7 protein-coding genes are annotated in these 12,922 nt (G+C 72.6%); 5 read left to right on the forward strand and 2 right to left on the reverse strand.

Translation table 11 applies throughout. From position 1 onward, the window contains the following. Positions 1–157: 157 nt before the first annotated feature. The 5 genes from OMK64_RS15460 (at position 158) to OMK64_RS15480 (ending at position 10,347) form a co-directional block, all read left to right on the forward strand. Positions 158–1,159: a BMP family ABC transporter substrate-binding protein gene (locus tag OMK64_RS15460; protein WP_272729252.1), complete on the forward strand. Its 1,002-nt coding sequence runs from the start codon at positions 158–160 to the stop codon at positions 1,157–1,159. A 79-nt stretch (positions 1,160–1,238) separates the two neighbouring features. Beyond that, the gene (locus OMK64_RS15465; RefSeq protein ID WP_272729253.1) at positions 1,239–1,835 is read left to right on the forward strand and encodes an isochorismatase family protein; all 597 of its coding nucleotides are present in this window, start codon (positions 1,239–1,241) and stop codon (positions 1,833–1,835) included. Further along, positions 1,832–2,560 (forward strand): biuret amidohydrolase, encoded by a 729-nt coding sequence (gene biuH, locus OMK64_RS15470; RefSeq protein WP_272729254.1) that lies wholly within the window; start codon positions 1,832–1,834, stop codon positions 2,558–2,560. The genes OMK64_RS15465 and biuH overlap by 4 nt, the downstream gene beginning before the upstream one ends. Positions 2,561–2,762: 202 nt before the next feature. Beyond that, entirely contained in the window at positions 2,763–8,678 is a 5,916-nt protein-coding gene (gene pulA, locus OMK64_RS15475; protein ID WP_272729255.1) for a pullulanase-type alpha-1,6-glucosidase, read from the forward strand. Between the two features lie 193 nt (positions 8,679–8,871). Then, a complete protein-coding gene (locus OMK64_RS15480; protein ID WP_272729256.1) occupies positions 8,872–10,347 on the forward strand; it encodes an alpha-lytic protease prodomain-containing protein in 1,476 nt (491 codons plus the stop codon). Positions 10,348–10,442: 95 nt separating this feature from the next. Here OMK64_RS15480 and OMK64_RS15485 read toward each other — a convergent pair whose 3' ends face one another. Continuing rightward, positions 10,443–11,846, reverse strand: coding sequence for an extracellular catalytic domain type 1 short-chain-length polyhydroxyalkanoate depolymerase (locus OMK64_RS15485; RefSeq protein WP_272729257.1), 1,404 nt, complete (start codon positions 11,844–11,846; stop codon positions 10,443–10,445). 177 nt (positions 11,847–12,023) lie between these two features. Then, positions 12,024–12,899 (reverse strand): formyltetrahydrofolate deformylase, encoded by an 876-nt coding sequence (gene purU / locus OMK64_RS15490; protein WP_272729258.1) that lies wholly within the window; start codon positions 12,897–12,899, stop codon positions 12,024–12,026. Positions 12,900–12,922: the final 23 nt, after the last annotated feature.

Raw genomic sequence — 12,922 nt, forward strand, 5'->3', positions numbered from 1 at the left:
GCGGCAGCGAGTGCGCGAGGACGGCGAGGCAGAGCGCGCCGCCGAACAGCACGACCAGGTCGATCGGCTTGGACCGCACGGAGATCGCGACCGGGCCGGGCGAGGGCCGGACCGCCCGCACGACGCCTCGCCCGGCGAGGGCGCGACGAAGATCGGTGTGATCGCCGTCGGCCCGAAGGACGACTTCGGCTACAACCAGGCGGTGTTCCAGGGCGTCGAGGCGCTGCGCGACGCGTTCCCCGACGTCGAGGTGCTCGACGCCTACAACATCCCCGAGGACGACACCGCGGCGACGACGATGGAGAGCATGGTCGCGCAGGGCGCGACGATCATCTTCGCGACGAGCTACGGCCACCTCGACGCCGCGAAGCAGGTCGCGGCGGCCCACCCCGACGTGGTCGTCGTCCACCAGGGCGGCCTGCTCGACCCCGCGCCCCCGAACATGGGCACGTACTTCGGCAGCGTGTACGAGCCCGTGTACCTCGCGGGCATCGCGGCCGGCGCCGCGACCACCACGGGCAAGCTCGGGTACGTCTACGCGATCCCCATCCCGCAGACGCTCGCCAACATCAACGCGTTCACGCGCGGCGCGCAGTCGGTCCGGCCCGACGTCGAGGTCACCGCGGTGTCGACGACCAGCTGGTGCGACCCGGCGACGCAGGCCGACCGCGTCGCGTCGCTGCTCGCGTCAGGCGTCGACGTCATGACGCAGCACCAGGACTGCACGAAGACGATCATCGAGGCCACCGAGGACGCCGGCGCGTTCACCGTCGGGTACCACGCGGACGCGTCGAGCCTCGCTCCCGAGGGGTGGCTCACCGGGTCGGAGTGGGACTGGGGGCCGCTCTACACGGAGATCGCGCAGACGGCGATCGACGGCGAGTTCGTCGGCAGCGACTTCAACGGCAACTACCGCGCGAACATGGCGAGCGGCGCCAACCCGTTCGTGCAGTCGGTGTTCGGCCCGAGCGTGACCGCCGAGACGAAGGCGCTCATCGAGTCCGCCGCGGCCGGGCTCGAGGCCGGCGGCAGCCCGTTCACCGGCCCGGTCGTCGCGCAGGACGGCACGGTGAAGGTGCCCGAGGGCGAGACGCCGCCCGTCGAGACGATCGAGCAGATGGACTACTTCGTCCAGGGCGTGAAGGGCACCGTGTCCTGACCGTCCGCCCGCCGCACCGCACGTCCCGCCGCCGGGGGCCGAGGCCCGGTCCCCGGCGGCCGACACATTTGGGGGAGCGATGCACCACCACGTCAGCGGGACGACGCCCTACCCGTGGCCGTACGACGGCGACCTGAGCGGCCCGGGCACGGCGCTCCTGGTCGTCCTCCCGTCGGAGGACGGTCTCCCCGGGCCGGTCGACGCGCAGGTCCGTGCGCTCGGTGCCGCGATGCGATCGGCCGGAGGCTCGGTCCTCCTGGTCCGGGCGGCGGCGCCGTCCGTCGTCGCCCCGGACGACGCGGCCACGCCGGCCGGCACGACGCCGCCCGACGACCTCGCCGACGTCGCGCTCGACGCGGGCGGGATCGACGCCTTCTACGCGAGCGACCTCGACCTGGTGCTGCGCACGCGCGGCGTCCGGCGGCTCGTGCTCGCGGGCGTCGGCCTCGAGACGTGCGTGCACTCGACGATGCGCGACGCGAACGACCGCGGCTACGAGTGCCTCCTGGTCGTCGACGCGTGCGTCCCCGTCGACCCCGACCTCGTGGCGGCGGCCGTGTCGAGCGTCGAGATGTCCGGCGGGATCTTCGGCGCCGTCGGGCGCACCGCGGCCGTCGTCGCCGCGCTCACGACCGTCCCTGTCAGCCCCGTCCCCACGTCTGGAGCCCTGTCATGACCGAGCAGCTCACGACCGCGACCTCGACCGCGGTGTTCGGCCCCGTCGACGCCGACCCGTACGCGTGGCCGTACGACGGCTCGTTCTCGCCCGCCACGACCGTCCTGCTCAACATCGACTGGCAGCAGGACTTCTGCGGCCCGGGCGGCTACGTCGACGCGATGGGTTACGACCTCTCGCTGACGCGCGCGGGCCTGGAGCCGACGGCCCGCGTCCTCGCGGTCGCGCGCGAGCTCGGCTTCCACGTGGTGCACACCCGCGAGGGGCACCGCCCCGACCTCTCGGACCTCCCGGCGAACAAGCTGTGGCGCTCGCGCCGGATCGACGCGGGCATCGGCGACCTGGGCCCGTGCGGTCGCATCCTCACGCGCGGCGAGCCGGGGTGGGAGATCGTCCCCGAGGTCGCGCCGCTGCCGGGCGAGGTCGTCATCGACAAGCCGGGCAAGGGCTCGTTCTACGCGACCGACCTCGACCTGGTGCTGCGCAACCGCGGGATCACGCACGTGATCCTCACCGGGATCACGACCGACGTGTGCGTGCACACGACGATGCGCGACGCCAACGACCGCGGCTACGAGTGCCTGCTGCTGTCGGACTGCACGGGGGCGACGGACTACGGCAACTACCTCGCGGCGCTCAAGATGGTGACGATGCAGGGCGGCGTGTTCGGCGCGGTCGCGGACTCCTCCGCGTTGTTGCGCGCGCTCGAGGCGCCCGTGGGGTGATCCGGCGGCGGGCGCCCTTGAGGCGGCCCGGCTCGACGCGCGGTCCCGCGGGGCGCGTGCTGCACTGGTGAGCGGCGTCGCGAGATGTCCGGTCCGTGCTCGTCGGACCGATTGACCCGAAACCCTTGCTGCAACTTGCAGCAAGAATGTACGGTCGCGACGTCCCGCCACACCGCCGTGCCGGGCCGACGAAGGAGTCGCCATGTCGCGCCGCCCCTCTGCCCCTCCGAGACACCGCACGCCCCGACCTGCCCGCCGGACCGTCGCGGGCGTCACCGCCCTGACGCTCGCCACCGGCCTCGTCGGTACCGCCGCACTGGCGGCGGCCGCCCCCGCCACCGCCGCGGCCACCAGCGCGGCCCTCGTCGGCAGCCTGCAGTCCGAGCTCGGCTGCGCCGACGACTGGCAGCCCGCCTGCGACGCGACCGAGCTGACCCCCCTCGGCGACGGTACGTTCACCGCCGACTTCGAGGTCCCCGCGGGCACGTGGGAGTACAAGGTCGCCCTGGACGACACGTGGGACGCGTCGTACGGCGTCGACGGCTCGGGCGACAACAGCCCGCTCGTCCTCGCCGGCACCACGACGCTGCGCGTGACCTACGACGACGCGACGCACCGCACGTCGGTCACGCCCCTCGGCCTGGCAGGCGGCTACACGGACGAGGACGCGGACCTCGTCGCCGAGCCCGTGCGCGACCCGGGCGCCGGCAAGAGCTTCTACTTCGTCATGACGGACCGGTTCGCGAACGCGGACCCGTCGAACGACACGGGCGGCCTGACCGGCGACCGGCTGACGACCGGCTTCGACCCGACCGACAAGGGCTTCTACCAGGGCGGTGACCTGGCGGGCCTGCGGGAGCACCTCGACTACATCGACGGGCTCGGCACCACGGCCATCTGGCTGACGCCCTCGTTCAAGAACAACCCCGTGCAGGGAACGGGCGCCGACGCGTCGGCCGGGTACCACGGGTACTGGATCACGGACTTCACGCAGATCGACCCGCACCTCGGCACCAACGCCGAGCTCGAGGCGCTCATCGACGACGCGCACGCGCGCGGCATCGACGTGTACTTCGACATCATCACGAACCACACCGCGGACGTCATCGACTACGCCGAGGGCACGTACGACTACGTCGAGCAGGACGACGAGCCGTACCGCACGGCCGACGGCACGCCCTTCGACCCGGCCGACTACGCGGGCACCGACGACTTCCCGGAGCTCGACCCCGCGACGTCGTTCCCGTACACGCCGGTGATCGACCCGGCCGACGCCGACCGCAAGGTCCCGGCCTGGCTCAACGACCCGACGGTCTACCACAACCGCGGCAACTCGACCTGGACCGGTGAGTCGGTCACGTACGGCGACTTCTCGGGCCTCGACGACCTCATGACCGAGGACCCGCGCGTCGTGCAGGGTTTCGAGGACGTCTACGAGGCGTGGGTCGACCTCGGGATCGACGGCTTCCGCATCGACACCGCGAAGCACGTGAACTTCGAGTTCTGGCAGCAGTGGGCGACCGCGATCGGCGAGCACGCGGCGTCGGTCGGCAACCCCGACTTCTTCATGTTCGGGGAGGTGTACGACGCCGACCCGGCGAAGCTGTCGCCGTACATGCGCAAGACGGACATGAACGCGGTCCTCGACTTCACCTTCCAGTCGGCCGCCGCGGGGTACGCGGGCGGCTCGTCGTCGGCCGAGGCGCTCTCGACGCTGTTCGCGGGCGACGACTACTACACGACCCCGACGTCGAACGCGCAGGCGCTGCCGACGTTCCTGGGCAACCACGACATGGGCCGCATCGGCTACTTCGTCAAGAACGCGAGCAACCCGCAGGCGCGCTCGCAGCTCGCGCACGCGCTCATGTACCTGACCCGCGGCCAGCCGGTCGTCTACTACGGCGACGAGCAGGGCTTCGTCGGCGACGGCTCGCTCAACGGCACCGACAAGGACGCGCGCCAGTCGCTGTTCGCGACGCAGGTCGACGAGTACGCGGACCAGGCGCTGCTCGACGGCACGACGGCGGGCTCGGTCGACCGCTACGACACCGACACGGTGCTGTACGAGACGATCGCCGACCTCGCGGCACTGCGGGCCGACACGCCCGCGCTGCGGACCGGTGCGCAGATCGAGCGCTACTCCGACGGCAGCGTGTACGCGTTCTCGCGCGTCGACGAGTCGGAGAAGGTCGAGCACCTCGTCGCGCTCAACAACGGCACTGCCGCCGCGACGGTCACGGTCGACACGCTCACCCCCGGTGCGACGTTCACCGGGCTGTACGGCACGACCGGCACGGTCACGGCCGCGGACGGCACCGTGTCGCTCACGATCCCGGCGCTGTCGGCGGTCGTCCTGCGCGCGGGCACGACGGTCGGTGCCCCGGAGACGGCCGGCCCGATCGCGCTCGACGTGCCCGGTGCGGGTGCGGCCGTGAGCGGTGTCGCGCCCGTCGGCGCCGACGTGGCGGACGACGTGTGGAGCCAGACGTCGTTCTCCTACCGCGTCGTGGGTGACGACGAGTGGACCGCGCTGGGCACGTCCGAGACGACGAGCCCCCGGGTCTACCACGACGTCACGGGGCTCGCCCGGGGCGCGCTCGTCGAGTACCGCGCGGTCACGGTCGACGCGGCCGGCCACCGGTCCGCCGCGTCGTCGTTCGCGAGCGTCGGCATCCGGGTCGACGGCGACGAGGACGGGGGCACCGACCCCGGTGACCTCGTCGTCTCCGTGCCGGGCAGCCACAACAGCGAGATGACCTGCGCGGGCGACTGGGCACCCGCGTGCGAGGCCGCACGGCTGACCTACCGGGCGGACGGGGTCTACGCGGGGACCTTCACGCTGCCCGCCGGCACGTACGAGTACAAGGTCGCCATCGGCGGCACCTGGACCGAGAACTACGGCGCGGGCGGTGTCCGTGACGGCGCGAACGTCACCTACACCTTGGCCGCGGCCGGTCCGGTGACCTTCTACTACGACCCGGTCACGCACTGGTTCACGTCGACCGCCCAGGGCCCGATCCTCACGGTCCCGGGCTCGCACAACTCCGAGGTGGGGTGCGCGGCCGACTGGTCGCCCGACTGCCTGAAGACGTGGCTGCAGGACCCCGACGGGGACGGCACCTACACCTTCACGACGGACGTCATCCCCGCCGGCTCGTACGAGGCGAAGGTCGCGCACGGCCTGTCCTGGGACGAGAACTACGGCGCGGGCGGTGCGCCCGGCGGCGCGAACATCCCGTTCACGGTCCCCGGCGGCAAGCCCGTGACGTTCTCCTACGTCCTCGCGACGCACGTCCTCACGATCGAGGTCACCGACCCGCCGCTGCCCGGCACGGGTGAGGAGCGGGCGCAGTGGATCGACGCGGAGACGATCGCGTGGCCGGCCGAGTGGGCGACCGACCCGGCCGCCTCGACGTGGCACCTGCACGGCGCACCCGACGGCTCGCTCGGCGTGACCGACGGGGCCGTGTCCGGCGCGACGACGACGGTCGACCTCACGTACGACGCAGGCGGGCTCAGCGACGCGCAGCTCGAGCGCTTCCCGGCGCTCGAGGGCTACCTCGCGCTGCACGTCGACGCGTCCGCCGACGAGGCCCGCGAGCTGCTGCGCGGCGAGCTCCTCGTGACGCAGGAGGCCGCCGACGGCGCGCTCCAGGCGGCGACCGGGGTGCAGATCCCGGGCGTGCTCGACGACCTCTACGCCGACCAGGCGGACGACCGCGCGCTCGGCACGACGTGGCGCAAGGGCGTCCCGACGCTCGCGCTCTGGGCGCCGACGGCCCAGGACGTGAACCTCCTCCTCTGGCCCGCGAAGAAGTCGGGCGGTGTCGACACGAGCGGCGAGCCGCAGTCGGTCGACGCGAAGCGCCAGGAGGACGGCTCCTGGACGGTGGAGGGCGCGAAGAAGTGGGCCGGTGCCGCCTACCTGTGGGAGGTCACGGTCTACGCCCCGACGACGGACGCCGTCGAGGTCAACCGCGTGACCGACCCGTACTCGGTCGCGCTGACGCTGAACAGCACGCACTCGGTGCTGGTCGACCTGGCGGACACGCAGTACCGCCCGAAGCAGTGGGAGAAGACGAAGCAGCCGGTCGTGCGGCCCGTCGACCAGACGATCTACGAGCTGCACGTGCGGGACTTCAGCATCTCGGACCCGACGGTCCCGGAGGCGAAGCGGGGCACCTACGCCGCGTTCGCGACGGACGGCGCCGGTCGCCGGCACCTGCGTGAGCTCGCCGACGCGGGCCTCACGACCGTGCACCTGCTGCCGACGTTCGACATCGCCACGATCCCTGAGGACCGTGCCGACCAGGCCGTCCCGCAGTGCGACCTCGCGTCGTTCCCGCCGGACTCGCCCGAGCAGCAGGCGTGCGTCACCGCCGTGGCCGCGCAGGACGGCTTCAACTGGGGCTACGACCCGCTGCACTGGACGACGCCCGAGGGCTCGTACGCGGTCGACGCCGACGGGGGAGCGCGCGTCGCGGAGTTCCGCACGATGGTCGGGGCGCTGCACGCGGACGGCCTGCAGGTCGTGCTCGACCAGGTGTTCAACCACACCGCCGCGAGCGGCCAGGACCCGAAGTCGATCCTCGACCGCGTCGTCCCCGGCTACTACCACCGGCTCAACGCGACCGGTGCGGTCGAGACGTCCACGTGCTGCCAGAACGTCGCGACCGAGCACCGCATGGCCGAGAAGATGATGGTGGACTCGGTCGTCACGTGGGCGAAGGACTACAAGGTCGACGGGTTCCGCTTCGACCTCATGGGCCACCACTCGCGGGCCACGATGGAGGCGGTCCGCGACGCGCTCGACGACCTGACGCCGAAGAAGGACGGCGTCGACGGCCGCAAGGTGTACCTGTACGGCGAGGGCTGGAACTTCGGCGAGGTCGCCGACAACCGGCTCTTCTACCAGGCCACGCAGGGACAGCTCGGCGGCACGGGGATCGGCACGTTCTCCGACCGGCTGCGCGACGCCGTCCGCGGCGGCGGCCCGTTCGACGAGAACCCGCGCATCCAGGGCTTCGGCTCCGGGGCGTACACCGACCCGAACGGCGACGCCGTCAACGGTTCCGAGGCCGACCAGCTCGCCCGCGTCCAGCACGCGGCGGACCTGGTGCGGCTCGGGATGGCCGGCAACCTGCGTGAGTACCAGCTGCTCGCGTCGGACGGCACGGTGAAGCGGGGCGACGAGCTCGACTACAACGGCCAGCCCGCGGGCTACGCGGACTCGCCCGAGGAGGTCGTCACCTACGTCGACGCGCACGACAACGAGACGCTGTTCGACGCGCTGACGTACAAGCTCCCGCAGGCGACGACGATGGCCGACCGCGTCCGGATGAACACCGTGTCGCTGTCGACCACCGCGCTCGCCCAGACGCCGAGCTTCTGGCACGCCGGCGCCGACCTGCTGCGCAGCAAGTCGCTCGACCGGAACTCCTACGACTCGGGCGACTGGTTCAACCTGTTCGACCCGTCGAAGCAGGACAACGGGTTCGGGCGTGGCCTGCCGCCGCGTCCCGACAACGAGGCGAAGTGGGCGTTCCAGCAGCCGCTGCTGGCCGACCCGGCGCTCAAGCCGACGCCTGCCGACATCCAGGCGGCCTCGGCGGCGGCCGACGACCTGCTCCGGCTGCGGTTCTCCACGCCGCTGTTCCGGCTCGGGTCGGCGGACCTCATCGAGCAGAAGGTCACGTTCCCCAGCTCCGGACCGCAGGCCACCCCCGGCGTCGTCGTCATGCACGTCGCCGACCAGGGCGGCTGGGACCGCGACACCCGACGCTGGGACAAGGACGTCGACAAGAAGCTCGACGGGTTGCTGGTCGTCGTCAACGCCTCGGACGAGGCGACGACGCAGACGATCGCGGCGCTCGCGGGTGACCGCTACACGCTGTCGACGATCCAGGCCCGCGGCAGCGACCCGGTCGTCAAGGGCACCACGTGGGACAAGGCGACCGGCACCGTGACGGTGCCCGCGCGGACCGTCGCGGTGCTCGTCGAGAAGGACTCGGGCCACGGTCACGGGCCGTCGCACCACTGGTGGGACGACGTGCAGGAGTGGTTCGGCACCGGGCCGGCAGCCTCGTGGAGGTGGCTGATCGGCTGGTTCGGCGGCTGATGTGGTCGCGGGGCGGGCGATCCGCAGCGCCCGCCCCGCGCCGCCGAACACGAAGGGCCCGCACCTGAGGAGGGGTGCGGGCCCTTCGTCGTGCTCGGGGTTTCACTCTTTCGATACCGGCGGGTAGCATCCGAGTCGCAATGCCAATGACATCAGTCATCCGCCTATTCACCGGAGCTGTGACATGAGACGCATGCACAGGAAGACCCTGGTCACCGTCGGCGTGGCCACCGCGCTCGTCCTCGCCCCCGCCACCGCCCAGGCCGCGAGCAGCGAGCCCGACGTGGGCGCCCCCGCCCCCGTGACCGCGCCCAAGGTCGCGAACGGTGTCCTCGCCGCCATGCAGCGCGACCTCGGGCTCTCGGGCAGCGCCGCCCGCGACCGGCTCGCGTTCCAGGCGGGCGCCGCCGAGACCGAGCAGCGGCTGTCCGCCCGCCTCGGTGCCGACTACGCGGGTGCGTGGGTCGACGCCAAGGCCAACGTCCTGCACGTCGCCGTGACCGACGCCGCCGACGGCCCTGCGGTCCGCGCCGCCGGCGCGCGGCCCATCGTCGCCCGGCACTCGCTCGCCGACCTCGACGGGTACAAGGCCGGGCTCGACGCCGCGCTCGCCCCCGTCGCGTCGACCGTGCCGTCCTGGTACGTCGACGTCGCGACCAACTCGGTCGTCGTCAACGCCACCGCGGGCGCGGTCGCGCAGGCGCGTGACCTCGTCGCCTCCGCGGGCGTCCCGACCGACGCCGTGAAGGTCGTCGAGACGGCCGAGGCGCCGCGCACGTTCATCGACGTGGTCGGCGGCAACGCGTACTACATCGGCGGGTCGTCGCGCTGCTCGGTCGGCTTCGCCGTCACCGGCGGCTTCGTCACCGCCGGGCACTGCGGCCGCACCGGCGCGACCACGACGAGCCCGTCGGGCACGTTCGCCGGGTCCAGCTTCCCCGGCAACGACTACGCGTGGGTGCGCGTCGCGTCGGGGAACACGCCGATCGGCGCCGTGAACAACTACAGCGGCGGCACCGTGGCCGTCGCCGGTTCGACGCAGGCCACCGTCGGCTCGACGGTCTGCCGCTCCGGCTCCACGACGGGCTGGCGCTGCGGCACCATCCAGGCGTTCAACGCCACGGTCAACTACGCGCAGGGCAGCGTCACCGGCCTCATCCGCACCAACGTGTGCGCCGAGCCCGGTGACTCCGGCGGCTCGCTCGTCGCGGGCAACCAGGCGCAGGGCATGACGTCCGGCGGGTCCGGCAACTGCTCCTCGGGCGGGACGACGTACTTCCAGCCCGTCAACGAGGCGCTGTCCGCGTACGGCCTCACGCTCGTCACGTCGGGTGGCGGCCAGAACCCGCCGCCCACCGGCTGCACGGGCTACGCGCGCACCTACACGGGCTCGCTCAGCACCGGGCGCTCCGCGATCCAGCCGACCGGCAGCTACGTGACCGTGTCGTCGAGCGGCTCGATCCGGCTGTGCCTCGACGGCCCGACCGGCAGCGACTTCGACCTGTACCTGCAGAAGTGGAACGGGTCGTCCTGGGCGTCGGTCGCGTCGGCCACCTCGTCGAGCGCCGACGAGACGATCACGTACAGCGGGACGGCCGGCCAGTACCGGTACGGCGTCTACGCCTACGCGGGCTCCGGCTCGTACACCCTCGGCGCCACGACGCCGTAGGGGCTCCGACCCCCTCGGCGCCACGACGCCGGAGGGATGCATGACGACGGGCCCGCACCGCAGGGGGGTGCGGGCCCGTCGTCACGTCCGCTCGGTCAGGCTCGGGCGCAGGCCCGGCCGTTGAGCTTCAGGTCCGCAGGCGGCGGGTTGCTGCCCGTGTGCGTGGCGTTGAAGCCGATCTGGACGCTGCCGCCCACAGGGATGTTCGCGTTCCACGCGGCGTTGTTCGCGACGACCACATCACCCGTCTGCGTGACCGTCGAGCTCCACGCCTGCGTCACCTTCTGGCCCGCGGTCCACCGCCACGTGAGCTGCCAGCCGCTCGCAGGCGCGTAGTCCAGGTTGGTGATCGTGACGTTCGCGGTGAACCCGGTGTTCCACTGGTTGACAGTCCACGCCACGGTGCACGTCGCCGGGCCGGAGGTGGCCGTGGGCTGCGGCAGCGTCGGCCAGTCCGTCGGGACGGGCGGCGTCGGCGTGGTCGCGGTGGGCGTCGGGACGGGCGTGGTCGGGGCGGGCGTCGTCGGCGTGGGGGTCGGTGCCTGGTCGAGACCGAAGAACCGGATCGCGGCCGCCGCGTCGACCGGCAGGTTGTGGCCGACGCCGGACAGGCTGTTCGCCTCGATCGGCGCGCGGTCGCCCGTGCCGCCGAACCGCGAGCGGGTGGTGGTGCCGATCGTCTCCCGCGACGACGGCGTCGCCGAGACGCCCAGCACGTTCGTCCACTGCTTGACTGCCTCGCCGTGCTGCACGTAGCTGAGCGTGTCGTCCTGCGTGCCGTGCCACAGCTGCACGCGCGGCCGTGGCCCCGTGTAGCCCGGGTAGGCGGCCCGCGCGAGGTCGCCCCACTGCTGCGCGGTCCGCGTGAGCCGGCCCTGGGCGCAGTCGCTGTTCCAGCCCGCCTGCGACGTCGTGCCCGGCGGCGGGCCGGACGTCGAGAAGCACGTCGCGGGAACGCCGGCGAACGCCGACCCGGCGGCGAACACGTCGGGGTACGTCGCGAGCAGGACCTGCGTCATCATCGCGCCGGACGACGTGCCGGTCGCGAACACGCGGCCCGTGTCCGTCGTCCACCGCTGCTGCACGTGGCGGACCATCGAGACGATGCTCGTCGGGTCGCTCGCGCCGCCGTGCGTGAGCGCCTGGCTCGACGACACGTCGAAGCACGACCCGGGCCGGTTGGTCGACGGGTACACGACGATGTAGCCGTACCGCGTGGCGAGCTCGTCGAACTGCGCGCCCGAGAACATCGCCTGCGCGGACCCGGTGCAGTAGTGGTTGACGACGAGCACCGCGGGCCGGGCGGGGAGGTTGTCGGGCACGAAGAGGAACATCCGCAGCCCGCCGGGGTTGCTGCCGAAGCTCGTCACCTCCTGCAGCGACGCGGCGCGCGCCGGCGTCGCGGACGTGAGCATGGTGGCGAGCAGCCCGACCAGCGCGGCGGCGAGTGCCGCGAGCACGGCGAGGGACCGGCGCAAGGGTGCGCGCGTGGCTGTCATCGAGTCCTCCTCGACCCAGGGATGCGGGAGCCGGCCCGTCGCGACGGGCGGCTCGTCGAGCATCCGTGAGGGGCAGGGAGGGGTCAACGCGGCCCGGGTCGGCGAAACGATTCGCCGTGCGCCGCTGACCTGCGGCGACGCGTCAGCGGTCGGGTGCGCGCCCGCCCGCGCCGGGCGTCAGCGGAAGACGATCGTCCGGTGCCCGTCGAGCAGCACGCGGTGCTCGGCGTGCCACCGGACGGCCCGCGCGAGGGCGCGCCGCTCGACGTCCTGCCCGAGCGCGACGAGGTCGTCGACGGACCGCGTGTGGTCGACGCGCTCGACGTCCTGCTCGATGATCGGCCCCTCGTCGAGGTCGCCGGTGACGTAGTGCGCGGTCGCGCCGATGAGCTTGACGCCGCGGTCGTGCGCCTGCGCGTAGGGGCGGGCGCCCTTGAACGACGGCAGGAACGAGTGGTGGATGTTGATGACGCGGCCCTCGAGGCGGCGGCACAGGTCGTCGGACAGGATCTGCATGTAGCGGGCCAGCACGACGAGCTCGACGTCGAGCTCCTCGACCATCTCGAGCAGCCGTGCCTCGGCGGCGGCCTTGGTCGCCGACGTGACGGGCACGTGGTGGAACGGGATGCCGTAGAACTCGGCGAGCGGCGCGAGCGTCGTGTGGTTCGACACGACCGCGACGAGGTCGACGGGCAGCTTCTCGGACCGCTGCCGGAACGCGAGGTCGTTGAGGCAGTGCGCCGCGGTCGAGCCCATGACGAGCGTGCGGACCGGCCGGCCGACGACGTCGAGCGACCACGTCATGGCGAACGTGCGCGCGACGGTGGCCATCGCGCCCTCGAGCACCTCGCGCGGCGCGAACGCCGACACCTGCACGCGCATGAAGAACAGCCCCGACAGCGGGTCCCCGAACTGCTGCGACTCGGTGATGTTGCCCCCGTGGTCCGCGAGCACGCCCGCGACGGCCCGGACGATCCCGGGACGGTCGGGGCAGGACAGGGTCAGGACCCAGTGGGTGGGCTCATCTGCATGCTGAGACGCGGCGTCGGACACGACCCCGAGAGTAGTGCGCCCGC

The organism is Cellulomonas fimi (genome assembly GCF_028527925.1).
Taxonomy (GTDB): domain Bacteria; phylum Actinomycetota; class Actinomycetes; order Actinomycetales; family Cellulomonadaceae; genus Cellulomonas; species Cellulomonas fimi_C.

What these genes read in the sequence shown, in the direction of transcription:
- OMK64_RS15465 (WP_272729253.1), top strand. Translation starts at nt 1,239, where the DNA reads ATGCACCACCACGTCAGCGGGACGACGCCCTACCCGTGGCCGTACGAC.
- biuH (WP_272729254.1), top strand. Translation starts at nt 1,832, where the DNA reads ATGACCGAGCAGCTCACGACCGCGACCTCGACCGCGGTGTTCGGCCCC.
- pulA (WP_272729255.1), top strand. Translation starts at nt 2,763, where the DNA reads ATGTCGCGCCGCCCCTCTGCCCCTCCGAGACACCGCACGCCCCGACCT.
- OMK64_RS15480 (WP_272729256.1), top strand. Translation starts at nt 8,872, where the DNA reads ATGCACAGGAAGACCCTGGTCACCGTCGGCGTGGCCACCGCGCTCGTC.
- OMK64_RS15485 (WP_272729257.1), bottom strand. Translation starts at nt 11,846, where the DNA reads ATGACAGCCACGCGCGCACCCTTGCGCCGGTCCCTCGCCGTGCTCGCG.